The sequence below is a fragment of the Cedecea sp. B1(4) genome (genome assembly GCF_059414925.1).
This window is the reverse complement of sequence record NZ_JCAHMZ010000001.1, coordinates 394,203-420,367: the sequence shown is the minus strand read 5'-3', so window position 1 is coordinate 420,367 and position 26,165 is coordinate 394,203. Positions and strand designations below refer to the sequence as shown.

At 50.1% G+C, this 26,165-nt stretch carries 29 protein-coding genes and 1 other annotated feature; of the genes, 9 read left to right on the top strand and 20 right to left on the bottom strand.

The annotated features are described in order from the left end of the window. Nucleotides 1-27: 27 nt before the first annotated feature. From ACR6JA_RS02075 to ACR6JA_RS02065, 3 genes are all read right to left on the bottom strand, one after another. Complete coding sequence (locus ACR6JA_RS02075) at nucleotides 28-792, bottom strand: phage terminase small subunit (protein WP_494493453.1); 765 nt, start codon at nucleotides 790-792, stop codon at nucleotides 28-30. Between the two features lie 3 nt (nucleotides 793-795). Next, nucleotides 796-1,968 (bottom strand): phage major capsid protein, P2 family, encoded by a 1,173-nt coding sequence (locus ACR6JA_RS02070; protein WP_494493452.1) that lies wholly within the window; start codon nucleotides 1,966-1,968, stop codon nucleotides 796-798. A gap of 62 nt (nucleotides 1,969-2,030) precedes the next feature. After that, on the bottom strand, nucleotides 2,031-2,894 hold the full coding sequence (locus ACR6JA_RS02065) for a GPO family capsid scaffolding protein (RefSeq protein WP_494493451.1): 864 nt from the start codon (nucleotides 2,892-2,894) through the stop codon (nucleotides 2,031-2,033). A 166-nt stretch (nucleotides 2,895-3,060) separates the two neighbouring features. Here ACR6JA_RS02065 and ACR6JA_RS02060 point away from each other — a divergent pair, with 166 nt between their 5' ends. From ACR6JA_RS02060 to ACR6JA_RS02050, 3 genes are all read left to right on the top strand, one after another. Continuing rightward, nucleotides 3,061-4,830, top strand: coding sequence for a terminase ATPase subunit family protein (locus ACR6JA_RS02060; RefSeq protein WP_494493450.1), 1,770 nt, complete (start codon nucleotides 3,061-3,063; stop codon nucleotides 4,828-4,830). Further along, nucleotides 4,830-5,861, top strand: coding sequence for a phage portal protein (locus ACR6JA_RS02055; RefSeq protein WP_494493449.1), 1,032 nt, complete (start codon nucleotides 4,830-4,832; stop codon nucleotides 5,859-5,861). The genes ACR6JA_RS02060 and ACR6JA_RS02055 overlap by 1 nt, the downstream gene beginning before the upstream one ends. A 600-nt stretch (nucleotides 5,862-6,461) precedes the next feature. After that, nucleotides 6,462-7,154: a hypothetical protein gene (locus tag ACR6JA_RS02050; RefSeq protein WP_494493448.1), complete on the top strand. Its 693-nt coding sequence runs from the start codon at nucleotides 6,462-6,464 to the stop codon at nucleotides 7,152-7,154. A gap of 38 nt (nucleotides 7,155-7,192) precedes the next feature. Here ACR6JA_RS02050 and ACR6JA_RS02045 read toward each other — a convergent pair whose 3' ends face one another. The 5 genes from ACR6JA_RS02045 to repB form a co-directional block, all read right to left on the bottom strand. Further along, nucleotides 7,193-8,893, bottom strand: a complete 1,701-nt coding sequence (locus tag ACR6JA_RS02045) for an AIPR family protein (protein WP_494493447.1) — start codon at nucleotides 8,891-8,893, stop codon at nucleotides 7,193-7,195. Between the two features lie 153 nt (nucleotides 8,894-9,046). Next, nucleotides 9,047-11,008 carry a replication endonuclease gene (locus ACR6JA_RS02040; protein WP_494493596.1) on the bottom strand — a complete coding sequence of 654 codons (1,962 nt, stop codon included), beginning with the start codon at nucleotides 11,006-11,008 and terminating at the stop codon, nucleotides 9,047-9,049. 55 nt (nucleotides 11,009-11,063) lie between these two features. Beyond that, nucleotides 11,064-11,336 carry a DUF5405 family protein gene (locus tag ACR6JA_RS02035; protein ID WP_494493446.1) on the bottom strand — a complete coding sequence of 91 codons (273 nt, stop codon included), beginning with the start codon at nucleotides 11,334-11,336 and terminating at the stop codon, nucleotides 11,064-11,066. Between the two features lie 34 nt (nucleotides 11,337-11,370). Beyond that, nucleotides 11,371-11,571, bottom strand: a complete 201-nt coding sequence (locus ACR6JA_RS02030) for a DUF2732 family protein (protein WP_494493445.1) — start codon at nucleotides 11,569-11,571, stop codon at nucleotides 11,371-11,373. Nucleotides 11,572-11,646: 75 nt separating this feature from the next. Further along, nucleotides 11,647-12,147 carry a phage replication protein B gene (repB, locus tag ACR6JA_RS02025; RefSeq protein ID WP_494493444.1) on the bottom strand — a complete coding sequence of 167 codons (501 nt, stop codon included), beginning with the start codon at nucleotides 12,145-12,147 and terminating at the stop codon, nucleotides 11,647-11,649. 269 nt (nucleotides 12,148-12,416) lie between these two features. Between repB and ACR6JA_RS02020 the strand changes: the two genes are divergently transcribed. After that, nucleotides 12,417-12,605: a hypothetical protein gene (locus ACR6JA_RS02020; protein ID WP_494493443.1), complete on the top strand. Its 189-nt coding sequence runs from the start codon at nucleotides 12,417-12,419 to the stop codon at nucleotides 12,603-12,605. A gap of 2 nt (nucleotides 12,606-12,607) precedes the next feature. Here ACR6JA_RS02020 and ACR6JA_RS02015 read toward each other — a convergent pair whose 3' ends face one another. After that, complete coding sequence (locus ACR6JA_RS02015; RefSeq protein WP_494493442.1) at nucleotides 12,608-12,973, bottom strand: hypothetical protein; 366 nt, start codon at nucleotides 12,971-12,973, stop codon at nucleotides 12,608-12,610. A gap of 21 nt (nucleotides 12,974-12,994) precedes the next feature. Then, entirely contained in the window at nucleotides 12,995-13,273 is a 279-nt protein-coding gene (locus tag ACR6JA_RS02010; RefSeq protein ID WP_494493441.1) for a regulatory phage cox family protein, read from the bottom strand. 121 nt (nucleotides 13,274-13,394) lie between these two features. On the opposite strand from ACR6JA_RS02010, the gene ACR6JA_RS02005 reads away from it, so the two are divergent. Continuing rightward, nucleotides 13,395-13,694: a helix-turn-helix domain-containing protein gene (locus ACR6JA_RS02005; RefSeq protein ID WP_494493440.1), complete on the top strand. Its 300-nt coding sequence runs from the start codon at nucleotides 13,395-13,397 to the stop codon at nucleotides 13,692-13,694. A gap of 102 nt (nucleotides 13,695-13,796) precedes the next feature. After that, a complete protein-coding gene (locus ACR6JA_RS02000; protein ID WP_494493439.1) occupies nucleotides 13,797-14,783 on the top strand; it encodes a phage integrase in 987 nt (328 codons plus the stop codon). Nucleotides 14,784-14,914: 131 nt separating this feature from the next. On the opposite strand, the gene ihfA is transcribed toward ACR6JA_RS02000, so the two are convergent. The 10 genes from ihfA to ACR6JA_RS01950 all read right to left on the bottom strand — a co-directional run bounded on the left by ihfA (nucleotide 14,915) and on the right by ACR6JA_RS01950 (nucleotide 23,589). Next, nucleotides 14,915-15,214, bottom strand: coding sequence for an integration host factor subunit alpha (gene ihfA, locus ACR6JA_RS01995; RefSeq protein ID WP_001229265.1), 300 nt, complete (start codon nucleotides 15,212-15,214; stop codon nucleotides 14,915-14,917). Between the two features lie 4 nt (nucleotides 15,215-15,218). Continuing rightward, complete coding sequence (pheT, locus tag ACR6JA_RS01990; RefSeq protein ID WP_494493438.1) at nucleotides 15,219-17,606, bottom strand: phenylalanine--tRNA ligase subunit beta; 2,388 nt, start codon at nucleotides 17,604-17,606, stop codon at nucleotides 15,219-15,221. A gap of 14 nt (nucleotides 17,607-17,620) precedes the next feature. Then, nucleotides 17,621-18,604, bottom strand: a complete 984-nt coding sequence (gene pheS, locus ACR6JA_RS01985) for a phenylalanine--tRNA ligase subunit alpha (protein WP_008456562.1) — start codon at nucleotides 18,602-18,604, stop codon at nucleotides 17,621-17,623. A gap of 60 nt (nucleotides 18,605-18,664) precedes the next feature. Then, nucleotides 18,665-18,788, bottom strand: a sequence feature (Phe leader region). After that, a complete protein-coding gene (pheM, locus tag ACR6JA_RS01980; protein WP_106120997.1) occupies nucleotides 18,739-18,783 on the bottom strand; it encodes a pheST operon leader peptide PheM in 45 nt (14 codons plus the stop codon). Its footprint overlaps the feature before it by 45 nt. A 239-nt stretch (nucleotides 18,789-19,027) precedes the next feature. Beyond that, nucleotides 19,028-19,384, bottom strand: a complete 357-nt coding sequence (gene rplT, locus ACR6JA_RS01975; protein ID WP_000124850.1) for a 50S ribosomal protein L20 — start codon at nucleotides 19,382-19,384, stop codon at nucleotides 19,028-19,030. Between the two features lie 44 nt (nucleotides 19,385-19,428). Then, complete coding sequence (gene rpmI / locus ACR6JA_RS01970; protein WP_006118955.1) at nucleotides 19,429-19,626, bottom strand: 50S ribosomal protein L35; 198 nt, start codon at nucleotides 19,624-19,626, stop codon at nucleotides 19,429-19,431. Nucleotides 19,627-19,717: 91 nt separating this feature from the next. Continuing rightward, on the bottom strand, nucleotides 19,718-20,260 hold the full coding sequence (gene infC / locus ACR6JA_RS01965; RefSeq protein WP_071530481.1) for a translation initiation factor IF-3: 543 nt from the start codon (nucleotides 20,258-20,260) through the stop codon (nucleotides 19,718-19,720). A 3-nt stretch (nucleotides 20,261-20,263) separates the two neighbouring features. After that, nucleotides 20,264-22,192 carry a threonine--tRNA ligase gene (gene thrS / locus ACR6JA_RS01960; protein ID WP_494493437.1) on the bottom strand — a complete coding sequence of 643 codons (1,929 nt, stop codon included), beginning with the start codon at nucleotides 22,190-22,192 and terminating at the stop codon, nucleotides 20,264-20,266. A gap of 258 nt (nucleotides 22,193-22,450) precedes the next feature. Beyond that, nucleotides 22,451-22,705, bottom strand: coding sequence for a hypothetical protein (locus tag ACR6JA_RS01955; protein ID WP_213715644.1), 255 nt, complete (start codon nucleotides 22,703-22,705; stop codon nucleotides 22,451-22,453). Nucleotides 22,706-22,830: 125 nt separating this feature from the next. Further along, nucleotides 22,831-23,589 carry a DUF481 domain-containing protein gene (locus ACR6JA_RS01950; protein ID WP_008456590.1) on the bottom strand — a complete coding sequence of 253 codons (759 nt, stop codon included), beginning with the start codon at nucleotides 23,587-23,589 and terminating at the stop codon, nucleotides 22,831-22,833. Between the two features lie 291 nt (nucleotides 23,590-23,880). Here ACR6JA_RS01950 and pfkB point away from each other — a divergent pair, with 291 nt between their 5' ends. The 3 genes from pfkB to ACR6JA_RS01935 all read left to right on the top strand — a co-directional run bounded on the left by pfkB (nucleotide 23,881) and on the right by ACR6JA_RS01935 (nucleotide 26,150). Next, on the top strand, nucleotides 23,881-24,810 hold the full coding sequence (pfkB, locus tag ACR6JA_RS01945) for a 6-phosphofructokinase II (protein ID WP_494493436.1): 930 nt from the start codon (nucleotides 23,881-23,883) through the stop codon (nucleotides 24,808-24,810). Between the two features lie 99 nt (nucleotides 24,811-24,909). Further along, entirely contained in the window at nucleotides 24,910-25,191 is a 282-nt protein-coding gene (ghoS, locus tag ACR6JA_RS01940) for a type V toxin-antitoxin system endoribonuclease antitoxin GhoS (RefSeq protein WP_494493435.1), read from the top strand. Between the two features lie 98 nt (nucleotides 25,192-25,289). Continuing rightward, nucleotides 25,290-26,150 carry a fructosamine kinase family protein gene (locus ACR6JA_RS01935; protein ID WP_494493434.1) on the top strand — a complete coding sequence of 287 codons (861 nt, stop codon included), beginning with the start codon at nucleotides 25,290-25,292 and terminating at the stop codon, nucleotides 26,148-26,150. Nucleotides 26,151-26,165 lie beyond the last annotated feature (15 nt).

The window sequence follows — 26,165 nt, the reverse complement described above, 5'->3', positions numbered from 1 at the left end:
GTGCCGCCCGGCGCGGGGCGCTTTCGGTTAGGCGGCGACTTTCTTCGGGCGGCCTCGCCCTCGTTTCACCGCTGAATCTTGTTTTTTCGCCGGGGTCTTGCTGGCCGGAGCCTTAGCCGCCGCCGGTGTTTTTGTGGCTGCCGGTTTCGGGTTGAGCTCGCGTGTCAGGCGCTCAATGTCCTTGCGTACCCCGGCGTTGCGGTCGAGCTGCACCGCACGGCTCAGGTGCTCCAGCGCGTCGGCAGGGTTTCCGGCATCACGCATCGCAAGGCCGATCACTTTATGCAGACGGGCTTTCACCTGGTCGGGCATATCGGCATCACGAACCAGCTCCAGCACATCCAGCAGCAGCGACACGTCAACCGGCTGGCCGCCATCGCTGGCGCGTTGTGCTGACAGGGCAAACTCCTCGGCCAGCATGTAAGGCGCGGTGCGCGCATGGCCGTCAGGGGTGGCGAGGTTGTAGCGCAGCGCATAACGGGCGATTTCCAGCGCGCCAGCCAGTTGCCCGGCATCGAGACGCCAGAGCATGACGGTCATTAAAATGTCGTCCTGCGCGCCGGTGCCGTTCTCCAGTACGCCCGTCACCCAGGGCAGATAAAACGGCAGCAGCTCGGCTTTTTTTGTCGCTTTCGCTTCGTTGGAATGGATGTTTTTTAATGTCCGACGGTCTGCGGCCAGCTTGACGAGCATTTGCTCGTAAGGGGTGGCGTGGCGCAGCGGGGCGTTTTCCCGCTGCGCTGCCTGGCTGGCCGAGACCCGCATCGCGTGACGTCGTGCGGGGCTCAGCATGGCTTAGGCGTCCTTCTTGTCGGTTTCGGTATCCGCGACCGGCGCAGACTGCGGTGCCGGGGCGCTCAGCTGCTGCATGGCTTTCACCAGTTCAGCCGCAAATACTTTGGCGCTGCTCATCTCGGCAGTGGCTGGCTCTTCCGGGTCGAGAATCTCGATGTTTTCAATCAGGCACCCGGCGGCGTAGTCCTCGATAACGAAATCGACTTTTACCTGCTCGTAGTTTTCCACCTGGTCAAGCTTCGGGTTTTCGACGATGTGGCGGCGGTGGCCGTCCTCGTAGAGGTAGATGGAAATGTTATCCAGCGGGGTGACAAACACCGCGTTAGCCGGGAAGAACGGCGCGCGCACCGCCTGGAGCTGGCCGATAGTTTTCTGGCTGATAATCAGCTCCCCGGCCAAAGCTTCACTGTTCGGCTGGAACGTGTTGATCATCGGGAAATACTTGTCCGTCAGAATGCGGCGGCCGCAAATGACAACCATTTCCGGGTTTTCACGGTGGATTTCATCAATCAGGGATTCGTGAGCATCCATCACCAGGGCGTCCAGGTTGGCGTAATGGCCGCCTTTCCCCACCTTGATAGTGTCGGAAATAACTTTGCCGTCCTCGTCGACAACTTTGCTCATCACGCGCTCCGGCGCGTCGTTGCGGTACTTCTGCAGCCAGCCGACAGCCACATCCTGCAGTAGTGGGTTTTGCTTGCGGTCAGAGGTTGGCGCGCGGCTCACGCCGTTAAAACCGATGGTGATATAGTCCAGCGCCTGGCGCTTGATGATGGCGTCGCGAATGCGGATCTGAAAATCCTGATAGCGCGCCCAGAGGTCGAGTTTGGTGTATTTCAGGTGGTAGTCGAAGTTAACCGGCTTGCAGAAATAGCGGAAAGCATCGAGCTTTGAAAAATCGGCGGTCTTGCGCTCGACGCCGCTGTCGGTGTCAGCGGTGCTGGCAATGGAGCCGTTAACATCAATGCCGACCTTCTCCTCGGTCAGCTCACGCACCACGACCATATTAATCAGCGCCAGGAACGAGGAGGACTGTTGTACCTTTTCAAAAAGGGTCTGCGTCACCGACGGCTCGACGGTGAATTTTTTAGCGAGGTCGGACACACTCACGCCGTTTAACTCAGCGAGGCGGCTCAGGTACTTGTTGAACTGGAAACGGGTCTCTTTACGCATGGATTTTACTTCCTGTTTTAAATGGGTTTGGCTCTGAATCAGTGCTGATTCAAAGGCATTAATCAGCAGTCGGTCAGCAGTTCAGCCGCACTTTCACCGCCGCCGCCGGTGCTTAACTTGCGGCGCTGCTGGGTCTTGCTCTCGGTGTTGTCCAGGGTGTTCGTCAGGGTGCTGAATTGCTGGCTGGTTTCGGTGGCCTGCTCGGCCATGGCCTTTTTAAGCCCGGTGATTTCAGCCTCCAGCTTGCTGAAACGCGTGGCGGTATCGTCGCCGGTCTGCTGCACCTGCTCGGCAATGACGGTCACCGCCTCATGCACGTCGTTAAAACGTGCGTCGTCGCTGGCCTGTTTGCGGCTGAAAATGCCCTTTACCGAGTCGGTGATTTTGTTGAGCAGTTTTTCCGGCACATCTTCGAACTCCATTTCAGCCAGAGTGGCGACAGAGAAAAGATTGTCCGGGCTCACTTTGAAGCGCTTGAGCGGATTGTGTTCAGCCTTACGGCAGAACTGGAGGTATTCCGTGCCGAGGCTTGCCGGATCATCGGTCACGGCCAGGCCGACCAGGTAGCATTTGCCGGTGTTGGCAAAGTTCGGTTGGATTTCGATGGAGGTGTAAACCTTCTGACCTTTGCCAACCATCTCGACCAGGGTGTCGAGCGGGGCAATTTTGCCGTACAACGCCAGCTTGCCGTTGAGCGCGGAATCGTCGTCGATGGTTTCGGCTTTCAGCTCCACCACGTCGCCGTAGCGTTTAAAATCGCTATCCGGCAAATAGCCGCGAATGTGCTCCAGATTAATGCGGCAGCCATAAACGCGCGGATCAAACGTGTCGGCCATTTGCTGAATATCCACGGCGCTAAGGTCGCGCCCGTCGCAGGTGTCGCCCTCAACAGCGATACGGAAAAACTTAGAGACTTTCTTAGCCATGTTCAGGAGTCCTGATTGTGGGTGATGGGTTCGGGCTTAGTTTCCCGACTCTGACCCACGCCAGCCACCCGTTACGGAAGTGCAACGCCTGACACAACAGGGGCTTAGCGAATAAGCCCACTCGTTTCTTTAGCCTTGCCCTGGTATTAACGACGGCGAGGCATTCATGAACATCACGACCGACACATCCATCCTTAGCGACCCTCGGCGGCAGGCCGCGCTTTTGTACTGGCAGGGGTTTTCCGTACCGCAAATCGCGGAAATGTTGCAGACCAAGCGCCCCACGGTGCAGAGCTGGAAGCAGCGCGACCAGTGGGAAGAAACAGCCCCGCTTAACCGGGTTGAGAGCACGCTCGAGGCGCGGTTGATTCAGCTTTACGCAAAGCCCGACCTCACCGCGCACGACTTCAAAGTCGCCGATTTTCTGGCGCGGCAAATGGAGCGATTCGCCCGTATCAACCGCTACGGCATGAGCGGGAATGAGGCCGACTTAAATCCGAACGTGGCGAACCGCAACAAAGGGGATCGCAAGAAGCCGAAAAAGAATTATTTCAGCGAGGAGGCCATCGCCAAACTTGAGGAAATTTTCTTTGACCAGTCTTTCGAGTATCAGCTCGGCTGGCATAAGGCAGGACTTGAGCACCGTATCAGGCACATCCTCAAATCCCGCCAGATTGGCGCGACGTTTTATTTTGCGCGCGAGGCATTGCTGCGGGCGCTGAAAACCGGCCAGAACCAGATTTTTTTATCAGCGAGTAAGACCCAGGCGTATGTGTTCCGAAAGTACATCATCGCCTTTGCGCGCCTGGTCGATGTTGACCTGAGCGGTGACCCGATTGTTATCGGCAACAATGGCGCTGAAATGTTGTTCCTCGGCACAAACTCAAACACCGCGCAGAGCCATAACGGCGACCTGTATGTCGACGAGATTTTCTGGATCCCGAACTTCCAGCGACTGCGCAAAGTCGCCTCGGGCATGGCCTCACAAAAACACCTCCGCACGACCTATTTTTCGACACCATCATCCCTCGGCCATGGTGCTTATCCGTTCTGGTCGGGCGAACTGTTTAACAAGGGACGCGCCAGCGCCAGCGAGCGGGTCGAGATTGATATCAGCCACATCGCGTTAGCGCGGGGCGTGGCCTGCGCCGATGGTCAGTGGCGGCAGATTGTCACCATCGAGGACGCGCTCGCCGGGGGCTGCACCCTGTTTGACCTGGACACGCTGAAACAGGAAAACAGCGCCGATGATTTCCGCAACCTGTTTATGTGCGAGTTTGTCGACGATAAAGCCTCGGTGTTTCCGTTCGAGGAGCTGCAGCGCTGCATGGTCGACAGCATGGAAGAGTGGGAGGACGTCGAGCCTTACGCCGACCGGCCATTCGGTCACCGTGTGGTGTGGATCGGCTACGACCCGTCACTGCGCGGAGATAGCGCCGGCTGCGTGGTTATCGCCCCGCCGGTTGTCGCCGGGGGCAAGTTCCGCATTCTGGAGCGCCACCAGTGGAAGGGCATGGACTTTGCCACACAGGCCGAGTCCATCCGGGCGCTGACGCAAAAATATAACGTGGAGTACATCGGTATTGATGCCACCGGCCTCGGCCAGGGTGTTTACCAGCTTGTACGCTCGTTCTACCCGGCAGCGCGAGAGATTCGCTACACGCCGGAAATGAAAACCGCGATGGTGCTCAAAGCAAAAGACACTATTCGCCGCGGCTGTCTGGAATACGACGTCGGCGCGACGGATATCACGCAGTCGTTTATGTCTATCCGCAAAACCATGACCAGCAGCGGGCGCAGCTCAACGTATGAAGCAAGCCGCACCGAAGAGGCGAGCCACGCCGATTTAGCCTGGGCAACCATGCACGTATTAATCAACGAACCACTGACCGCCGCCAGCGGCCAGGCATCCTCCTCCATTCTGGAATTTTACTGATGAAAAAAAAATACAAAGGCCAGCGCGCGGCTAAAGCGCAGCAGCACACCGCCGCCCCATCACAAAACATGGAGGCGTTTACTTTTGGGGAGCCGACGCCGGTGCTCGACCGTCGGGAAATTTTCGATTATCTGGAATGCGCCCATAACGGCAAATGGTACGAGCCGCCGGTGAGCTTCTCCGGCCTGGCGAAAACCATGCGCGCCGCCGTACACCACAGCTCACCGATTTACGTTAAGCGTAATATTCTGGTGTCGACTTACATCCCACACCCGAAGCTCTCCAGTCAGGACTTTAGCCGCCTGGCGCTGGATTTTTTGGTGTTCGGCAACGGCTTTCTGGAAAAAAGGCAGAGTGTCAGCAACAAGGCGTTGCGCTATGAGACGTCCCCGGCGAAATACACCCGGCGTGGCGTGGAGCAGGATACCTACTGGTTTTTGCAGGACTTCAACAAGCCGCACCAGTACGCGGCGGGCTCGGTGTTTCACCTGATGGAGCCTGATATTAATCAGGAGCTTTACGGGATGCCGGAATATCTCAGCGCATTAAATTCAGCCTGGCTGAATGAGTCGGCGACGCTGTTCCGTCGCAAGTATTACCAGAACGGCGCTCACGCGGGTTACATCATGTATGTGACCGACGCTGCGCAGAGTAGCACCGACGTTGAAGCGCTGCGCCGTTCCATGCGCGATTCGAAAGGGCTCGGCAATTTTAAAAACCTGTTTTTCTACGCCCCGAACGGAAAACCGGACGGCATTAAAATCGTGCCGCTCAGTGAGGTGGCAACCAAAGACGATTTTTTCAATATCAAAAAGGCCAGCGCTGCCGACCTGCTCGACGCACACCGGATCCCGTTCCAGCTCATGGGCGGCAAGCCCGAGAACATCGGTTCAATGGGCGATATTGAGAAAGTGGCAAAGGTCTTTGTGCGTAATGAGCTTTCCCCACTGCAGGCGCGTTTCATGGAGCTTAACGAGTGGGCGGGGGAGGAAATTATCAGATTCAAAAAATACTCACTTGAGGACGATTGAACCATCCACCAAAGCCGCCTCAGGCGGCTTTTTTACATCCCACCCTCAGACCGCCTCAGACGCACGACACGCCACCGAACCCCGGCACCACCGCGCAGCCCGACCGCACCCAGGCCGACGCCACAGCGCCGCGCTCAGGCCGAAAAATAATAATTAAATAACCGCCTCAGCGCGCAATGCTTTCCCCGCCACGCCTGCCCGCTTTAGGGGGCGCTTTTAATGCAGCTGCATGAACAGGCTTGAGCCGCGCCAGCACTGGCGCGTATAGCATCGGGGATAACTTAGAAGTACATGCAAAAACATGCAAAAACATGCAAGCGATGAACATAAAAATCACATTTCTATACTCACTTAAAATTTCCTAACACTATGTCTGCAGATCAAAATAATTGATATGCAGGCAGTGTGTATGTAACAAACACCCGTTTAATACCTTTGACATTAATAAATAACATCATCTTTTAACTCAACCTCACTCTGGCCCCAACAAGCGCAGTCAATTAGCAACACTATCAACAACACAAATAAAAAACCACAACATATTGATCTTAAGAAGAAAAAACATAAAATAATCTTTTAAAACCAAAAAAGGAAACGGCTATGACAAATACTATCGAAAAATGTTACATGTGTGAAAAACCTGGAACAACAACCGAACACGTTCCTCCGAAATGTATATTTCCAGAAAAAAAAGACGCCCCTGAAAATAAAGACCTAAGAAAAAATTTAATAACTGTACCATCCTGTGAGGAACACAACACCGAAAAATCACAAGATGATTTTTATTTATTTTTCACCCTGGCAGCTAACATATTATCCAATAACTCCGGTGAAAATCAGATAGTCACAAAAATAAAAAGAGCTCATGAAAGATCTCCTAATACATTAAAAAAATTTATGACAGATGTTACTCCTGTAACCATCCAAAAAGACAACAACGAGTTAGAAGAAACAATAGCATTTAAAATAGATAAAAATCGTTTTGATAAGGTTATAAAACATATCGCCTATGGATTGTATTACAAAAAATGCAATGAAAGCTTTGAAGGAGAGATACAAGTAATTAACAACTCAATGATTGAATTATTTGGCGATAACGCCACTGAGATAAATGATTCATATCAAGCAATTTTTGACACATCAAACGAGCTATTTAAAAACTATCCAGCCATAGGTGAAAACCCTGAGATATTCACCTATAAAATATACCATGATGACACTCAGACACTTATTGAGGTGATTTTCTACGGCAACATAAAAATACTTATCATCATGAAAAACAGACATCAATAACATTAAATTGCCAGGAGACTCCTCCTGGCAATAAATAATTAAATACTCTTAATTAACTCATCGATGGTTGCTTGTCTTTTCATTTTATCATCTGAAAGATCTTCAATCCCCGTCACTATATCAACAGCTTGACTAAATATTTTCACAACTTCAGCATCGTGCCTTGAGAATTTAGCAATTATTTTATTACAATAATTTTCGATGCGCTTTGTGTTTAGTTTCGGTTGCTCTTTACCAGCGACTAACACACATGCAATTGCAATGATATGCCACTTATATTTTCTTATGTTTTGAGGAATATCGGCATTTGAAGTTAATAAATTAAATCTATAAAGGGCTAAACATGAAGTATAAAAAACTGTTTCTTTAATATCATCGGCAAAAATCTTTTCTGCCAACAGTTCATACATTCGTTGCGGATAGCGATAAGCTAAATCTGGTCTTTTAAAAAACACAGACGCTACACACTTAACTGACAAATTAAGAGGAAATATGCGAATTGCGGGTATTTCACGTCCAGCAAACTGCCTATCTCTGCGCTCAAGGTAAAGCCTTGCATCTTGCCCATCGAACGAATCAAAGAAAGCCTCGACTTTTTTAGCAATTGGTTTTAAAGAAAGGAATTGATTCTCGTCGACTTTTGTTTGACTATTTGTTGCCCTAACCAGTTCGGAGAAAACATCTTCATTGGAGGTTTCCACTATCTTGAGATTAAGCATCATATTGCCATCTAAAAAATCTCGGCATTCATATAATACATTGGATGTTTGACACCCATTAACCACCTGATAGTTTTCAAGATGAATATTATTGTTTTGCACCCTGACATCGGGACTAACGATTGTTATCCCATTATTGAGAACGGGGAATCTAGATGCAGAGTCTTTATTTTTAATTGTCTCCGCAATTTTTGCATTGACATTATTATCGACACCTAAAAAAGATCTTACATTCTCAAAGAAAACATGCCCTCGTAACGTTCCATCCTCTGTTAAGAGTAGATTATTAACATAATCCTCTGCTTTAACCACTGCAAGATAAGCCTCATCAATTCCATTTATTGAAGGTAATGGTGCTAAACTGAAAGTGGGCAATTCAGCATTGACGTTAGAGTATGTATTTATCCACAATTTGATAAGTTTTTCTCTATCTATAAAATCCACATTTACATCTGAAAAAAAACCCAAATCCAACACATCTGATATTAACTTTTTCCTCGCGCCTTCAAATTCTTTAGGTTTTTTATACACACCTGTAGTTACATACCTTATATATATTCTAGGCTTCCCACCTCTAATCTTAGGGACGTTTTTTATTACCACATTAAAAATATTTCGCGCATTAACTTGCAATTGATCATTAGCATCGTACACATTGTCTATATCAATAAATTTAATGACTGACTCTTTAAATTTTAAAAAATCGCCTAAATCAAAAGATTCACTTGTTTTCGACTGAACAAAAACGAGTTCAACATCATGATTTTTTTTCGGCTTTTCAAAAATGGAGCTAGCTTCCTCAGGAGAAAGACATAATTCCTCATCGATAATTATCGCAATGCCATCAGTTCCATCATCACCATTACTAGTGGTAACATCCTCAAGCTCAAAATCCGAGCAAATATGGGTGGTTAATATTGCTTTGTTTGAAAACATTTCAAATTGAACATCAGGTTCATAAGATTCCAAACCAAAACTTTTAGCAAAGCTATCCAGATGTGCTTGTACAATTCTATGCATGTTACTTACCAAGTAAAGTGATGATTAATTTCTTTAAAATATCAGCAACAAGCATAAGATTCAATCTAGTATTTTTGGTAGGTAAGCATAGCTAAAGGAAGGAGTATAGAACAGTAATAATATGTAAATCCTATAATACAAGAATTAGGCTATCTATTGGAATCCAAACTGGCTCTTCTTAGCTATTTCCATATTCAGTCTTTTAGAATGATTATCGTAACGGACAACCACTCTTGGTGAAGACACTTTAGGTAACCTTTCTACTTCTTCCAACAAACCATCCAATCCACAGTTATTGACAGGACTCCGAGTCGCGGCAGAGCCGCTCTTTAAAGTCAAACGACAAGGCTCAACGTCAACTACCTTAGAGACAATGCGCCATTGCGTTGTGCGGGTAACATGAACATGACTGGAGCCAAGGTGTGGCGCGAAAATGCCGACGACTTTTTGCACCTCCTCGTCATAGGCATTAAGTTCGTCGGCAATTTTACGTGCAACCCTGACGGTCTGCTCGTCACGCGAGACATTAGCCCCACCCTGCGCTGCAATATATAAATCAAAATCACCGCCATCAGCTGCCGCACGAGCATCCTCTACCCGGTCATCAAACTCGCTGGCAATACTTACGCCTCGAGGTAATTTACGCAGTTCGCGATAAGCACCCATTGTCGGCAGGCCAATGGGTTTAAATTGAGGAATACGCCAGGTCGATGCCCAGGCATTAACCGCTGCGGCAGTATCTTTTAGCGGCTTACCAGTGTCTTTATCTATCTCACCATCAAGGGCATACCCATCGATATTCTTCGCAATGTATTTTGCGATGTAGCCAGCTGCCCCGCCTTTATTCAGGTGTTTGCATTCAAAGCGGTTTCGAGCGGCGCCACGCTCATTTCCGTCCTCTTTCAGAGAATAACGTCGCATGATCTCGACAACCTGACGGCGCTGGTCGCTTTGGCAAAAAAGCATCATGTGCCAGTGAGGCGTACCATCATGATGAGGTTCAACAACACGCATTCCGTATACGTTAAGGCCGTTATCTTTAAATGCCGTGCGCATCTTGCTCCAAATGCCGCATAGATAACGCTGACCATCTTTAGGGCTGTAAGCCTCGTCATTCCACTTGTGATTAAGCTGTACGGATTTATCAGCGCCAACGGTACGTGTAGGGTGATATTTTGATGGCGTAGTAATTGTAATAAACATTCCTACATCGCTTTTACTCGCTGCGTAGCGTTCAATTCCTGCAATGGTGTTCATCAGTTCCATACGCCGTATCTCTGGATTAGAAATACTTTTAAGTACCTTCTCAATGAGGTCTATTCGCTCGCCAGTTTCGAAGTTCTCCAGCTCACAGCCTTTCAGATATTCCATGTTAGACAGGCGACGAGCATGGACATCGCGAATAGCCTGTTTGCTGGCGTAAGGAGAACGTTTCTTACTAACCTCCCCTACAGCAATTAACAGAGCTTCATTCCATCGGGTACGCTGGGCTTTAAGCTGACGAACCCACCATTCATCGTTAACCAGGCGAGCAACTGCTGAAAATGCATCACGGATAGTCAGCTTGCCTTTGCGATATTTGTTCCAGTGCAAAGGGGTAATGTTAAACGCTCGCGCAGCACCAGCGACTTCACCGTATAACCAAGATTGAGCTTCGCTGGTAAACAGCACTTCATTTTTCTCGGCCTCTCGTTCACTGGCGAAACAGTCGCTCAATTCTTCATAAGCATTAAACAGCTGTGCAGCGATCCGACCGGCAAACTTTCCCAATGCCTTATCATTCATGCCCGGCAAACGGGAATAGGCATCGCTCTCGCAGATGAAACGCAGCGATGCCGAAGTGTTCATACCGTGATTGCTATTAACACTTTCTATTCGCGGCCATAAACGTCGCTTAAATGTCGTGGTAAGAAATCGCAGCGCTTCGACCTGAGTTGTGTGCGTTTTCAGCCAGTCATACCGGTTGCTAAATTGAGCTCGCAACATGTACGGCAGCGTATTGATATCGGCTAAAACCGCTTGCACTTGACGGTGTTCATCACGTGTAAGAGGTCTGTCATTAGGCTCAAACGTTGGTGTATGGCGAGGAGGACTATTCAAATAAACACCAGCCATAAACGCGCTGGTGTTTTTGACTAAAGGCGGGATGGCTTTACGCCGTTGAGGGTTACTATGCATTTGCAATAAATGCCAGCTCACAAGCTTGGCCAGTGCGAGCCACTTCTGCCGCAAGCAAATCGAATGACTGTGCAGACGAGTTCAGGATGTGGTGATGTATCAAACAGGCAACGAGCTGGCTTACCTTTGGGTAATAACCAATGGTGTCCATCCATTCTTTGCCTGCATTTTTACCACTGATGGCAACCTTCTTTTCTTGTAAAATAAATTGATACTGATCGCTTGTAACGACCCATTTATTATCAATATCAATACGGACAGGCATAATTCTCACTCTATCTTGCTAATGACTGAACTGGTTAATAAGTAAAACTAGCGGCATGGAATCTCAAAGACTCCTGATGTAAAAGTTCTATAATTTCAACACTGGACAACTCTTCTTTGGTTATATGACGAATAAGACCATCAAGATGTGAAGAAAAACGAGCACAACCATCTGCTTTGGCATCGGCTAAAGCTTTGTTAATTGCATCATTTAATAAACTGGTTAACTCACCCACTATAAATACCCCCAAAAGAAAAGCAGACAATATGAAACTTCACACGAGCGTGTGTTAATTAACACTGAAAATTAATTAGTGCAGGTACTGTTCTGGTTTAACTGACGTTAATATCGTGGGGGTCTGCTCAAATAAATTTAATAACTCTCTGAGCGCACGTAATAAAGCCTCACGCCATAGGCATTGCTCGTTATCTATATGCCAATATGGCTGATTAAACTCTTCCTCTGTAAGTCCTGCATGTAAAAATAATGTCCGACGCTGGCTTATAGTCAGGCGTCCTATGAAGCCAGACTTACTGACTCCCCGAGTTCTATACGTAGCAAAGGCGCTTCGCAATTCATCAATTGCACATACAATACGTTCACGATCACAGTCGCTCATATCTTCCAGAAGCATAACAGCATGACGCTGCTTTAGCTGCGCATGAAAACAGACAGACAAGCGCTCACGCTCGAGCAACCCATTGTAAAACGAGCAAGTGTCCTGCCAACGAGGCAGCGCTAAGTGTTTAGCTACAAGCTCACGTAACCCACCGGGCTGAGTCTTTACCACAGCCAATGTCATCACCGTCATTTCCTTCTCCTCAACATGTTTAAAACAGTACGTAAAAAACGCTCTCTCCTAGAGCAATGCCCCCTGATGATGATTCCCTTACGCCCCTTGCCATGAGTAATATGAAAGTTCAACGGTCGAGCTGTCTGGTGATTGAGTAAAAGCTGCGCGATGCAGCGAGGCTCTTGCATGTAACCTCCTAAAAATGGCGGGATTTTTGCCACACCCGCTATGTGGTCTTGTGATAGGATCGAATCGCCAAAAACGTACCAATCACAAAAGGAGATGTCGTGTCAAATAAACAGCAAAATGATCTAATCAAAACCCTTGAAAAAGCGCTGAAACTTTCCGAGTCATTACCCTCCCCCATCGATAATTGGGAGGATGCAAATCAAATTAACGATTTATCCATTCGGCTAAGAGAATCTGTTCAATCCAAAATGCCGAATACCCATAAAAGCTTTATCGATATAAATTGAGATTATTGGCCGCCTGGTGCGGCCATACTTGCATATGTACCTTTCAATGATAAGAATAACGATTCAATTTCATCCGCTTTAATGTTTCTGACTCCTAGCTGATCCGCTTTATTTTGTATTGCTTCGTGAATAGCTTCTGCAAAAGCTGCTTTTTGCCACGGCTCTAACCCCAATGCATTTCTACGAATTTTATTCAGCTCACATTGAATAAGCTTCACAAGGTCTAACCGAAGCATTTCCTTTTCACCACTAATGTCTGTAAATACAAGGAACGTACTATCGATTATTTTTACCCGTGCAGATAATTCGCCGTCAGGTGTGTACTGTTTAAAAAAACCTTTGCTTATTTTATTATCAACAGAACTCATTTTTTCCATCTCCAATTATTGTTAACGGGCTGGCTCACCTAAGCCTAACCACATTAGCCACCCTTCCCTGATCTCTTTCGGACGGCTTTCATAAGCCATTTTCATGCCGTTGTTCCAGGCAGGGAGATAAACCCAATACTCTCCTGCACGACCAGAGGTTGACTGCGGGTCGGTCATCTCAATCACCGGCAGCTTTCCCTTTTCAATCATCCCGCGTACCGCTGCAGGCGTTTTCCCTATAACACGGGCAAATTCCTGATACGGCAAAACATCACTAGTGCTTACAACTTGCTGAGTCATTTGTTAAATTCTCCTTTGGTGTAATCAATTGCTCTAAATCGCTAATAATTGCTCTTAGTGGAGACTTTGATTGCGTTCAATTAACTACGATTGCGTAAATAATTACGCAAAAGGAGTAAGTGTGTCAATCGACATTTCAGAGAAGCTGAAGCTGATTCGTGAGTCAGAGAGACTTAATCGTAGGCAATTCAGTGAGATAACTGGTATTCCCTATAGCTCACTTTCGAGTTATGAGAGCCGTCAAAAAGGTGCAGGCATTGAGCAGATTATGAAAATTCTGCAACACCCAATGTTCACCAAATACACCATGTGGTTTATGACTGACACTATCGCGCCGGAGGTTGGGCAAATCGCTCCGGCTCTCGCACACTTTGGGCAAGAACCAATAATCTCGCCCCACTCAGAGCACAAGACTGGCTAACAATTCATGCCCTATGGACATGTACCAACTGTCAGAAAACGGAATGTACAAGTTTTAAAAGCGTTTTTTATAGACCTGAAAACCTGATCGGAGCGATTCGCTATGTCAATTAAGCGTCTCGATGATGGTCGGTATGAAGTGGACGTAAGACCGAACGGACGCAACGGAAAGCGTATCCGTCGGAAATTTGAGAAGAAGAGCGAGGCTGTCGCATATGAAAAACATGTTCAGTTTAACCATCACAACAAAGAGTGGTTGGCTAAGCCTGTTGATAAACGACAACTTTCAGAGCTTAAAGATATCTGGTGGAAGTACACGGGAAAGCATGAAGAGCATGGCATTTCCTACCTCCGCAAGATTGAGCGATTTATTGAAATGACAGCTAACCCCAGTGCTTTCCAGATAAGCCGTACTGTAATTGCTCAGTATTGCGCAGCCCGGAGAGCACAAGGTATTAAAGCCTCAACCATAAATCGTGAGCTAACAACGTTGGGCGGCATGTTCACTTCGTTAGTGGAAGCAGAACTGTTTATGGGCGAACACCCTTTCCGGGGAATAAAACGCCTCAAAGAACAAACTCCGGAGACGGGGTATCTGACCACAGACGAAATTGAAATACTGCTCTCCAGACTGAGTGGCGATAATCGCTTAATCGCGGTTTTATGCCTGAGTACCGGTGCCAGATGGGGCGAGGCTGAAAGGTTAAAAGCGGAGCATATCGTTCACAATCGTGTGTCGTTCGTAAAAACCAAAACGAACAAGCCCAGAACTGTGCCAATTTCTGATGCAGTGGCTCAGGAGTTAGTGGGCGATAAGAAAGGCTTTCTTTTTCCCAATGCTTCGTACAGGGAGTTTAGAGAGACGTTAAAACTGGTGAAACCTGACTTACCTGCGGGACAGGCAACTCACTCGTTGAGACATAGCTTTGCAACTCACTTCATGATTAACGGCGGCAGCATTATCACCCTGCAGAGGATACTCGGTCATACCAGGATTGAGCAGACAATGGTGTATGCGCATTTTGCGCCTGAGTTCTTACAGGACGCCATTACGCTTAATCCATTGAGGGGGAATTTATGTCCACAATGAGTCCACACTCCTATGGATTTTGGTGGGTTATGATGGCCTTCCCAACCGCATTGCACCGTTGTATTTCGGCACGTTAGCGTGTCATAAGAAAAGAAAAAGGCCGCGAATGCGGCCTTTTTTGTTAACTCAGGTTACTCGTCTTTTGGCGACGCGTTTTCAACCCGACTTTTTAGCTTCTGACCAGGTCGGAAGGTCACCACACGGCGCGCCGTAATGGGAATATCTTCACCGGTCTTCGGGTTGCGCCCGGGACGTTGGTTTTTATCGCGTAAGTCAAAATTACCAAAGCCCGAGAGTTTAACCTGCTCACCGTTTTCCAGAGCGCGACGGATCTCTTCGAAAAACAGCTCTACCAGCTCTTTGGCATCTCGTTTGCTAAGCCCAAGCTTATCAAACAGATATTCTGACATTTCAGCTTTTGTAAGCGCCATACGTTCAATCCCTCAATGATGCCTGGAATCGCTCTTTTAATGCCTCTACACATTTTGCAACGGTAGCGGCCATCTCCTCTTCTTCGAGTGTACGGCCCGTATCCTGAAGGATAAGGCTTATGGCCAGGCTCTTGTAGCCATCGGCTACGCCCTTGCCACGGTACACGTCAAATAAGTTTACGCCAACTACCTGATTTGCGCCAACTTTCTTACACTCGGCCAAAACATCTGCTGCCGGGACGTTTTCAGCCACCACAATAGCGATATCGCGGCGGTTTGCCGGGAAGCGGGAAACGTCCTGCGCCTCAGGCACCACGCGGTCTGCGAGCTTGCTCCACAGCACCTCAAACACCACCGTGCGGCCGTTAAGGTCCAGTTTACGCTCCAGTTCCGGGTGAACAACACCAATGAAACCAATGCATTCACCTGCTAAATAAATGGCAGCACTTTGCCCAGGATGCAAGGCCGGATTTGCCTGCGCTCTGAATTCGATGTCTGAAAGTTTACCGGTGAGGGCCAGAACGGACTCCAGATCGCCTTTCAGATCATAGAAGTCAACGGTGTTGCGCGCCAGATCCCAGTGTTCTTCATAGCGGTTGCCGCAGATAGCCCCCGCCAGCATAAGATCCTGACGAATCCCAAGGTCTGCCTGAGTATCAGGCACAAAGCGCAGGCCGGACTCGAAAATACGCACGCGGCTTTGCTGGCGATTCTGGTTATAAACCACGGAGGTCAGCAGGCCACTCCACAGCGACAGGCGCATAGCGGACATGTCGGTAGAGATCGGATTAGGAAGAATCAGATTTTCTTCGCCAGGGTGCAAAAGCTGCTGAATTTTCGGGTCGACGAAGCTGTAGGTAATGACTTCCTGGTAACCTTTGTCCACCAGCATGGTTTTCACACGCTTCAGAGAAAGGTCGGCTTCGCGATGGGTGCCCATCACCAAACCTGCCTGTACGGGGCTGTTTGGAATACTGTTGTAGCCGTAAACGCGGGCCACTTCTTCCACCAGGTCTTCTTCAATTTCCATATCGAAACGCCAGCTCGGCGCCACCGCAGTCCACTGCGCCTGACCTTCGGTCACTTCGCAGCCCAGACGACGCAAAATGTCGCTGACCTGAGCATCTTCGATGTGGTGACCAATCAGACGGTCCAGTTTGCTGCGACGGAGCGTGATCGTAGCTCGCTTAGGCAGGTGCGCTTCGCTTGTGACATCGATAACCGGGCCAGCTTCACCGCCACAGATATCCACCAGCAGGCGAGTCGCTCGCTCCATCGCTTTATACTGCAGCGCAGGATCGACGCCGCGCTCATAGCGGTGGGAAGCATCGGTATGCAGACCATGGCGGCGCGCACGGCCGGTGATGGACAGCGGGCTGAAGAAGGCACATTCCAGCAGTACGTTCTGGGTTTCGTCGTTAACGCCCGAATGCTCGCCGCCGAAGATACCGCCCATGGCCAGCGCTTTATTGTGATCGGCAATAACCAGGGTGTCGGCATTGAGCTTCGCTTCGCTGCCGTCCAGCAGGACCAGGGTTTCGCCCTCTTCCGCCATACGCACCACGATCCCGCCTTCAATACGGTTCAGGTCGAAGGCGTGCATAGGCTGACCAAGCTCCAGCAGCACATAGTTGGTCACGTCAACCACCGCATCAATGGAACGAATGCCGCAGCGACGCAGCTTCTCTTTCATCCACAGCGGCGTTGGTGCCTTAACGTTGATGCCTTTCACAACGCGGCCCAGGTAACGTGGGCAAGCTTTTGCGGCGTCTACGCGAATAGGCAGCGTGTCATTGATAGTCGCAGCAACGGCGGTAATTTCTGGCTCAACCAGAGGCAGCTTGTTCACCACCGCCACGTCACGAGCTACGCCGATAATACCGAGGCAGTCGGCACGGTTTGGCGTGACGCTGATTTCAATGGTGTTGTCGTCCAGCTTCAGGTATTCGCGGATGTCAGTGCCGATTGGCGCGTCCGCTGGCAGCTCGATGATGCCATTATGATCGTCGGAAATACCCAGCTCGGAGAAGGAGCACAGCATCCCTTCGGACGGCTCACCGCGCAGTTTGGCCGCTTTGATCTTGAAATCGCCCGGCAGCACGGCGCCAACGGTCGCCACGGCAACTTTCAGACCCTGACGGCAGTTTGGTGCGCCGCAGACGATATCCAGCAGGCGATCTCCACCGACGTTAATTTTTGTTACGCGCAGTTTGTCGGCGTTTGGGTGCTGACCGCACTCGACCACTTCCCCGACCACAACGCCGTGAAAAGCCCCTGCGACGGCATCGACACCGTCAACTTCAAGCCCGGCCATAGTTATCTGGCTGGAAAGTTCGTCACTGCTGTTGGCTGGGTTTACCCATTCGCGTAACCAGAGTTCACTGAATTTCATTGGATATCCCGCCTTTATTTGAACTGTTTGAGGAAACGTAAATCATTTTCGAAGAATGCACGCAGATCGGTCACGCCATAGCGCAGCATGGTCAGACGCTCCATGCCCATACCGAAGGCGAAGCCGGAGTATACTTCCGGATCGATACCTACGTTACGCAGCACGTTCGGGTGCACCATGCCGCAGCCCAGTACTTCCAGCCACTTGCCGTTTTTACCCATCACGTCCACTTCAGCGGACGGCTCGGTGAACGGGAAGTAGGACGGGCGGAAGCGAATCTGCAAATCTTCTTCAAAGAAGTTATTCAGGAAGTCGTGCAGCGTTCCCTTCAGGTTGGTGAAGTTGATGTTGGTGTCAACGATCAGGCCTTCCATCTGGTGGAACATTGGGGTGTGGGTCTGATCGTAGTCGTTACGGTAGACGCGGCCCGGGGCAATAATACGAATTGGCGGCTGCTTGTCTTTCATGGTGCGGATCTGCACACCAGAAGTCTGGGTACGCAGCAGACGGGTTGCGTCAAACCAGAAAGTATCGTGGTCCGCGCGCGCCGGGTGGTGACCTGGAATATTCAGCGCATCGAAGTTGTGGTAATCATCTTCGATTTCAGGGCCGGTCGCTACGGTGAAGCCCAGTTCACCGAAGAAGCTTTCGATGCGGTCGATGGTGCGGGTTACCGGGTGCAGGCCACCGTTTTCAATCCGACGACCAGGCAGAGAAACGTCAATCGTTTCTGCAGCCAGACGTTCGTTCAGTGCCGCGCTTTCGAGTGCGGCTTTACGGGCGTTCAGGGCTTCCTGAACCTGCTCTTTAGCTTCGTTAATCACCGCGCCCGCAGCCGGACGTTCTTCCGGTGGCAGTTCGCGCAGGGTGGTCATCTGAAGGGTCAGATGCCCCTTCTTCCCCAAATATTCGACGCGTACATTATCTAACGCGGCAACATCCTGGGCATCGTTTATGGCTGCTTTGGCACTGGCAACCAGCTCTGCGAGATGTGGCATGGTATTCCTCTTATGCCGGCAAACTGCCGGGGTAGTTGGTCTGATTCGAAAACGAAACGCAAAAAAAAAGCCTCCGTACAGGAGGCTTTCGGCGCTGTTTTTCGTTTCTTTTCTTACGCGCAAAGCCCCCTGAATCAGGCGCTAAAGTAAAAAAAGAAGCGGAAAATAGCAGCATTCATGCTTGCAGTTACCTTGTTTTGACAAATTTCGCTTTGGCTATTGAACGAGCTACGGCGTTGAAAGTCAATAAATTGATTGTGTTATGCCCTAATAATTCGATTTGTAGTAAGGCGACAAGCTCGATTATCCCGGGCGCTTACTTAAGTAAGTGACTGGGGTCAGCAAGTGCAGTTAACGCAGCTACAGATTGAAGTATGACGGGGATAAATTAAAAGAGGGAGCAAGCTCCCTCTTATAACTGGCTTATGCCAGAGCTGCTTTCGCTTTCTCAACCAGGGCAGTGAATGCCACTTTGTCGAATACGGCGATGTCAGCCAGAATCTTACGGTCGATTTCAACAGAGGCTTTTTTCAGGCCGTTGATGAATTTGCTGTAAGAGATACCGTTCTGACGAGCTGCAGCGTTGATACGTGCAATCCACAGCTGGCGGAACTGACGTTTACGTTGACGACGGTCGCGGTAAGCGTACTGACCAGCTTTGATAACAGCCTGGAAGGCAACGCGGTATACGCGAGAACGCGCACCGTAGTAGCCTTTAGCTTGTTTGAGGATTTTTTTGTGACGAGCACGTGCAATTACACCACGTTTTACGCGAGCCATTTAGCTCTCCTGTTTCTATTCTGAATTAATTAAAAAAAGTTTACTTATGCGTACGGCAGGCAAGCGACAACCAGGCCCAGATCCCCTTTGGAGACCATGCCTTTCGGACGCAGATGACGTTTACGTTTGGTAGACTTTTTAGTCAGAATGTGACGCAGGTTAGCGTGCTTACGCTTAAAACCGCCAGAAGCAGTCTTTTTGAAGCGCTTAGCGGCGCCGCGTACTGTTTTAATCTTTGGCATTTCAATTTCCACTTCGCATTGTTAATAAAACGAACCAGTAGGCGAACAAAACCCGCGAGGCCTAAGCCCCGCGGTCTGTTACTTGATGGCCTTACTGTTTCTTCTTCGGAGCAAGCACCATGATCATCTGGCGGCCTTCGATCTTCGTTGGGAAGGATTCGACCACTGCCAGTTCACTCAGATCGTCACGGACGCGGTTAAGCACTTCCATACCAATCTGTTGGTGTGCCATTTCACGCCCACGGAAACGCAGGGTGATTTTGGCTTTGTCTCCGTCTTCCAGAAAGCGAACCAGGCTGCGGAGTTTTACCTGATAGTCGCCATCATCGGTACCAGGTCGGAATTTAATTTCCTTAACCTGAATAACTTTTTGCTTCTTCTTCTGTTCCTTAGAAGATTTGCTTTTCTCGTAGAGGAACTTGCCGTAGTCCATGATGCGGCAAACAGGCGGCTCGGCGTTTGGACTGATTTCTACTAAATCAACCCCAGCCTCTTCGGCTTTTTCTAAAGCTTCATTCAGACTGACAATACCAATCTGCTCGCCATCAATACCGGTCAGACGAACCTCAGTGGCACGAATCTCTCTGTTAATGCGATTAGGACGCGCCGGTTGAACTCTTTTTCCGCCTTTAATACTTTATTCCTCCAGTTGATGAAGATTGCGGCTGCGAATTTCTTGCTGCAGCTTTTCAATCAATTCGTTGACGTCCATGCTTCCCAGGTCTTTGCCGCGGCGGGTACGAACGGCAACTTTGCCTGTTTCGACCTCTTTATCGCCACAAACCAACATATAAGGGACACGACGTAACGTGTGTTCACGGATTTTAAAGCCTATCTTCTCATTTCTCAAGTCTGCTTTTACGCGAATGCCCGCATTTTGGAGTTTACGAGTCAATTCGTTAACGTATTCTGCCTGGCCGTCGGTGATATTCATCACCACCGCCTGCACCGGAGCAAGCCAGGTTGGGAAGAAACCCGCAAACTCTTCGGTCAGAATACCGATAAAGCGTTCCATTGAACCTAAAATGGCGCGGTGAATCATTACCGGCACCAAACGCTCGTTATTTTCGCCAATATAGGAGGCGTTCAAGCGGGTTGGCAGGGAGAAGTCAAGCTGAACGGTACCACACTGCCATGCACGATCCAGGCAGTCATACAGCGTGAACTCAATTTTCGGGCCGTAGAATGCACCTTCACCCGGCTGATAGTCAAACGGGATATTGTTTTCCTGCAATGCAACAGCCAGATCCGCTTCCGCGCGATCCCACATGTCGTCACTGCCGATGCGTTTTTCCGGACGGGTAGACAGTTTCACCACGATTTTCTCGAAACCGAAGGTGCTGTACATGTCGTAGACCATGCGGATACAGCTGTTTACTTCATCGCGAACCTGCTCTTCAGTACAGAAGATGTGGGCGTCGTCCTGAGTAAAGCCGCGTACACGCATCAGGCCATGCAGCGCGCCCGAAGGCTCATTGCGGTGGCAGCTACCAAATTCCGCCATACGCAGCGGCAGGTCGCGGTAGGACTTCAGGCCCTGGTTGAAGATCTGTACGTGGCCCGGGCAGTTCATCGGTTTGATGCAGTATTCACGGTTCTCGGAAGAGGTAGTGAACATCGCGTCTTTGTAGTTGTCCCAGTGGCCCGTTTTTTCCCACAGGACGCGGTCCATCATGAACGGACCTTTCACTTCCTGGTACTGGTACTCTTTCAGCTTGGAACGGACGAACACTTCCAGCTCGCGGAAAATAGTCCAGCCGTCGTTATGCCAGAACACCATACCCGGCGCTTCTTCCTGCATATGGTAGAGGTCAAGCTGCTTGCCGATTTTGCGGTGATCGCGCTTGGACGCTTCTTCCAGACGCTGCAGATATGCATTCAGCTGCTTTTTGTCCGCCCAGGCAGTGCCGTAGATACGCTGCAGCATCTTGTTGTTGCTGTCACCGCGCCAGTATGCGCCGGAGGTTTTCTGCAGCTTGAAGTGATGGCAGAAACGCATGTTTGGCACATGTGGTCCGCGGCACATATCCACGTATTCTTCATGATGATACAAACCTGGTTTGTCATCATGGCTGATGTTTTCATCAAGAATGGCAACTTTGTAGTTTTCGCCGCGGTTGACGAAAGTCTCACGCGCTTCCTGCCAGCTCACCTTTTTCTTGATAACGTCGTAATCTTTCTCGGCCAGCTCGTGCATACGCTTCTCGAGCAGCTCAAGATCTTCCTGCGTCAGGGTGTGGTCCAGATCAACGTCGTAGTAGAAACCGTTGTCGATAACCGGGCCGATCGCCATTTTAGTGTGCGGCCACAGCTGCTTGATGGCATGACCGAGCAGGTGAGCACAAGAGTGGCGAAGAATTTCCAGACCCGCTTCGTCTTTAGCGGTGATAATGGCGAGCTTCGCGTCGTTTTCGATAATATCGGAAGCATCAACCAGTTCACCGTCTACGCGGCCAGCGATACACGCTTTGGCAAGACCTGGACCGATGTCCAGCGCAACGTCCATTGGGCTAACGGGTTTGTCGTAATGGCGTTGGCTGCCATCAGGAAGAGTAATAACAGGCATGTTAAGTCCTTATCTGCAGTGGTGACCCGCACGAAAGATCACATACAGTAGAGAAATTGGATTTAGAACAACTCGTTGCGTAACCATTTGACCAACAATCGCCGAATTGGTACGCAGTCTGGTGTACAAATGAAAAATGGCATCACTGCCATCTCACTTGAATCGCAGATGGTAACACTAACAGAAAGGGGAATACATCCCTTGTTGCCGTGAACGAGCTTGATAAATAAGGCTGTCGCCCACCCTTTTCAAGGCACGTTATGCCGCTTTTTCTTTCTCTTCCACCAGCACCAGCGGGCATTTTTTTACCTTACAAGCCTGGGAGTAAGCCAGGTCGCACACCGCACAAAGGTCTCTCAGTTCCGACTCATATTCGTATTCCATAAAATAGCGAAAAGTCCCACCGCCGGACTCAGTGCGCCAGAATCGCTGCGGCTCCAGAATTTCATCAAGCTGCCTGAAGGTCAGGGCTGAAGGGTTATGAAACCCCACTCGTACGCGATAGATAGTCATACACGATTATTCTCAGGGCGCGATGCGTTTTGCCAGGTGGTTTTGGTTCTCAAAAAGATAGGAAAAAACGAAGAGTGAGCGCACGAGGAAAAAAACAAAGCCGGATATTGTCCGGCTTCTTAATCTTACATCTTATACCCGAGCGTAATTTGCGTACGTCTGTCGGTATGGTTTGGTGCAGTTGACGGCGGATCGGAGTTCCAGGTCACGTTATAGCCTACTTTCAGGCCAAAGTGCTCACTGATAGCCACATCCAGCGCCGTTTCGGAGTTCACCGTGGTGTCGTCACTGCCCAGCACGGACACGCCCTGAATAAACTTAGCGTTGTCGGTCAGCTGCCAGTTGTAAGTCGCAGACGCATAGCCCAGCGCCTGAGTCTCGTTTTTACCATCGGTAAATTCGTCATAACGCACACCTGGACCGAATTCCACACGCAGACTGTGAACTGGACCGTTCAGCAACTGGCGACCATAACCCGCAGTGAAGACATCGCGCGCATGATAGCCGTTGTACCGGTCAGTCAACCAGCTGGCCTGACCAAAGAGATAGTCATAGTCAGTCATGTTGTAACGACCACGCCCACCCGCTGAGTATTTCTCGGAAGAGCGCACATCGTTGGAAGAGGTGTTACTGGCGGTACCCCAAATTGACCAAGCGGTAGCCGTGTTGTACCAGGTCATATTGGTGTTAGCAGTCAAGTTGGAACTTTTGGTATTGCCTGCCTGCGCAAGATAGCCTGCATTCAGATTACCTTCGAAGGGTTTCTTCGCGGTAGTCGGGTCATCCATGACAGTAAATACTGAGTCATCTGCCACTGCGAAATGGCTAAAGAACGCTCCACCGGTGAGTAAAAGTGCAACCGGCACTGTCTTTAAAAGCTTCATTTATTAATCCGTACAACACAAAAAAGAAACCATTAAGGTTCCGGAATCTTTCCTCGGGATCAAATCGAAGCCGCCCCGGAAAGGTTACAAATTATAAAAACTCCGCAATAACATAGCAATGGATTCTTGTTTCATTTTTTGTATAAGAGAGCTCTTAAAATATCTTTATTTTCATAAGGATACGAAGGTTATGGTTTTTGGATAATCATTCGATAAATCATGATTTTAATTAACATTTCACTTCCCGCTTCGGTGCTACGCTTTAGGACAATGGCTAAAAAAGGAGGAGACATGACCGCTATTTTTACACTCACCCTCGCCCCTTCCCTCGACAGCGCCACCGTCACGGCGCAAATCTATCCTGAAGGGAAACTTCGCTGCACCTCGCCCATCTTTGAACCCGGCGGCGGCGGTATAAACGTTGCCCGTGCCATTGTCCATTTGGGGGGACACGCCACGGCGATATTTCCGGTTGGCGGCGCGACTGGCCAGCACCTTCGCGATCTGCTGCTTGAAGAGCATGTCACCGTGGACACCGTGGAAGCGAAAGACTGGACTCGCCAGAACCTGCACGTACATACCGAATCTACCGGCGAACAATATCGATTCGTTATGCCTGGAGCCGCCCTGACGGAGGATGAATTCCTGCACCTGGAACAAAAAGCCCTTGCCCTTCATTCCGGCGATATTCTGGTGGTCAGCGGTAGCCTGCCGCCGGGCGTTGATCTCAAAAAGCTCTGCCGCCTGGTAAAAAAGGCTCAGGAGAAAGGCATACGCTGCATTGTGGACAGCTCAGGAGAGGCACTGAAAGCCACACTCGCGTTAGGCAACATCGAACTGGTGAAGCCAAACCAAAAAGAGCTGAGCGCCTTAGTTCAGCGCGAACTTACGCAGCCGGACGATGTGCGAGCCGCCGCGCAGCACCTTGTCGACAGCGGCCAGGCAAAACGCGTCGTGGTTTCTCTGGGAGCACAGGGAGCCCTGGCGGTTGATACACAAGAATGCGTGCACGTAGTGCCGCCGCCGGTCAAAAGCCAAAGCACCGTCGGCGCCGGAGACAGCATGGTTGGCGCCATGACGCTCAAGCTTGCGGAAAACGCGCCTCTGCTGGATATCGTTCGCTATGGCGTGGCTGCCGGCAGTGCCGCTACGCTGAACAAAGGCACCCGCCTCTGCTCGCTGGAAAACACGCAGAAGTTCTACGCCTGGCTACGAGGCTAACGTTTCGTTGCAGAATAAACGGGCTGCCGCAGGGCGAGAATATCGCCATTCCGGCAGCATGAACTATGCTAAAACCTTCAGGATAACAACGGGGTGACTATGAGCGAAGTTGAACGCTATGTGATAACGGTGCAATTTGAAGAGCAAAGCCTGGCCGACATCAACGAGCTGAACAACCAGCTCACGCGCGGCGGTTTTACCCTCACGCTCAGCGATGATCAAGGCAAAATTCACGAACTTGGCCCGGGCAGCTTCGGGCTAATCAGTCCGCTTGATGAACAAGAAGTTGCAGCGTTGGCCAGAGGGCTGGGAAGCGTAGCGCTTGGCACGGAGCCTGGCGTCGTCGTTACCCGCTGGGAAACCTGGCAGAAACAAAAGTAAGTACTGGCCGGGGTTGTGCGTCAGCGCGTGTTTTTGCCCGGCAAACGGCGATAAGCTATTGATTGCAGTGTCTACCAGCCAACCTGGGGAGAAAAGTCATGTGGCAAGCCATCCGTCATTTGTTAAGCGAGCAGTTAGGCGAAGCAGAGATTGAACAGCGCACTGAGCTACCCGGCGGCGAAATTCACGCGGCATGGCATATCCGTTATGCTGACCACGAGATTTTCGTCAAGTGTGACGAGCGCGAAATGCTGCCCATCTTCACGGCAGAAGCCGACCAGCTAGAGCTACTGTCGCGCAGTAAAACCGTCAGAGTACCCAAGGTCTGGGCGCTCGGCAGCGACAGAGATTACAGCTTCTTGCTGCTGGAGTATCTGCCTTCTAAACCCCTCGATGCCCATAACGCTTTTCTCCTCGGTCAGCAGTTGGCCCGGCTTCATCAATGGAGCGACCAGCCGCAGTTCGGTCTGGACTTCGACAACGATCTCTCCACCACCCCGCAGCCCAACGCCTGGCAGCGACGCTGGTCGACCTTCTTTGCCGAGCAACGCATTGGCTGGCAGTTGGAAATGGCGGCGGAAAAAGGCATCGACTATGGCGATATTGATCTGATTGTTGATTTTGTCCAGCAGGCGCTGGCCTCACATCAGCCTCAGCCTTCTCTGCTGCACGGCGATCTCTGGTCGGGCAACTGCGCCCTCGGGCCTGACGGGCCCTTTATTTACGACCCCGCCTGCTACTGGGGTGACCGGGAATGCGACCTGGCCATGCTGCCGCTGCACAACGATCAGCCGCCGCAAATTTACGACGGCTATCAGTCCATCTCTCCTCTTCCGGCGGGCTTCCTCGACCGCCAACCCATTTATCAAGTTTATACTCTGCTTAACCGGGCGATTCTGTTCGGTGGGCAGCACCTGGTGACGGCGCAAAAAGCGCTGGAGAAAGTATTAGCGGCGTAAAAAGCAGGCCGCGCC

Excerpts from the sequence above, each read along its gene's own strand:
- ACR6JA_RS02075 (WP_494493453.1), bottom strand. The coding sequence starts at position 792 with ATGCTGAGCCCCGCACGACGTCACGCGATGCGGGTCTCGGCCAGCCAG.
- ACR6JA_RS02070 (WP_494493452.1), bottom strand. The coding sequence starts at position 1,968 with ATGCGTAAAGAGACCCGTTTCCAGTTCAACAAGTACCTGAGCCGCCTC.
- ACR6JA_RS02065 (WP_494493451.1), bottom strand. The coding sequence starts at position 2,894 with ATGGCTAAGAAAGTCTCTAAGTTTTTCCGTATCGCTGTTGAGGGCGAC.
- ACR6JA_RS02060 (WP_494493450.1), top strand. The coding sequence starts at position 3,061 with ATGAACATCACGACCGACACATCCATCCTTAGCGACCCTCGGCGGCAG.
- ACR6JA_RS02055 (WP_494493449.1), top strand. The coding sequence starts at position 4,830 with ATGAAAAAAAAATACAAAGGCCAGCGCGCGGCTAAAGCGCAGCAGCAC.
- ACR6JA_RS02050 (WP_494493448.1), top strand. The coding sequence starts at position 6,462 with ATGACAAATACTATCGAAAAATGTTACATGTGTGAAAAACCTGGAACA.
- ACR6JA_RS02045 (WP_494493447.1), bottom strand. The coding sequence starts at position 8,893 with ATGCATAGAATTGTACAAGCACATCTGGATAGCTTTGCTAAAAGTTTT.
- ACR6JA_RS02040 (WP_494493596.1), bottom strand. The coding sequence starts at position 11,008 with ATGGCTGGTGTTTATTTGAATAGTCCTCCTCGCCATACACCAACGTTT.
- ACR6JA_RS02035 (WP_494493446.1), bottom strand. The coding sequence starts at position 11,336 with ATGCCTGTCCGTATTGATATTGATAATAAATGGGTCGTTACAAGCGAT.
- repB (WP_494493444.1), bottom strand. The coding sequence starts at position 12,147 with ATGACGGTGATGACATTGGCTGTGGTAAAGACTCAGCCCGGTGGGTTA.
- ACR6JA_RS02015 (WP_494493442.1), bottom strand. The coding sequence starts at position 12,973 with ATGAGTTCTGTTGATAATAAAATAAGCAAAGGTTTTTTTAAACAGTAC.
- ACR6JA_RS02010 (WP_494493441.1), bottom strand. The coding sequence starts at position 13,273 with ATGACTCAGCAAGTTGTAAGCACTAGTGATGTTTTGCCGTATCAGGAA.
- ACR6JA_RS02000 (WP_494493439.1), top strand. The coding sequence starts at position 13,797 with ATGTCAATTAAGCGTCTCGATGATGGTCGGTATGAAGTGGACGTAAGA.
- ihfA (WP_001229265.1), bottom strand. The coding sequence starts at position 15,214 with ATGGCGCTTACAAAAGCTGAAATGTCAGAATATCTGTTTGATAAGCTT.
- pheT (WP_494493438.1), bottom strand. The coding sequence starts at position 17,606 with ATGAAATTCAGTGAACTCTGGTTACGCGAATGGGTAAACCCAGCCAAC.
- pheS (WP_008456562.1), bottom strand. The coding sequence starts at position 18,604 with ATGCCACATCTCGCAGAGCTGGTTGCCAGTGCCAAAGCAGCCATAAAC.
- rplT (WP_000124850.1), bottom strand. The coding sequence starts at position 19,384 with ATGGCTCGCGTAAAACGTGGTGTAATTGCACGTGCTCGTCACAAAAAA.
- rpmI (WP_006118955.1), bottom strand. The coding sequence starts at position 19,626 with ATGCCAAAGATTAAAACAGTACGCGGCGCCGCTAAGCGCTTCAAAAAG.
- thrS (WP_494493437.1), bottom strand. The coding sequence starts at position 22,192 with ATGCCTGTTATTACTCTTCCTGATGGCAGCCAACGCCATTACGACAAA.
- ACR6JA_RS01955 (WP_213715644.1), bottom strand. The coding sequence starts at position 22,705 with ATGACTATCTATCGCGTACGAGTGGGGTTTCATAACCCTTCAGCCCTG.
- ACR6JA_RS01950 (WP_008456590.1), bottom strand. The coding sequence starts at position 23,589 with ATGAAGCTTTTAAAGACAGTGCCGGTTGCACTTTTACTCACCGGTGGA.
- pfkB (WP_494493436.1), top strand. The coding sequence starts at position 23,881 with ATGACCGCTATTTTTACACTCACCCTCGCCCCTTCCCTCGACAGCGCC.
- ghoS (WP_494493435.1), top strand. The coding sequence starts at position 24,910 with ATGAGCGAAGTTGAACGCTATGTGATAACGGTGCAATTTGAAGAGCAA.
- ACR6JA_RS01935 (WP_494493434.1), top strand. The coding sequence starts at position 25,290 with ATGTGGCAAGCCATCCGTCATTTGTTAAGCGAGCAGTTAGGCGAAGCA.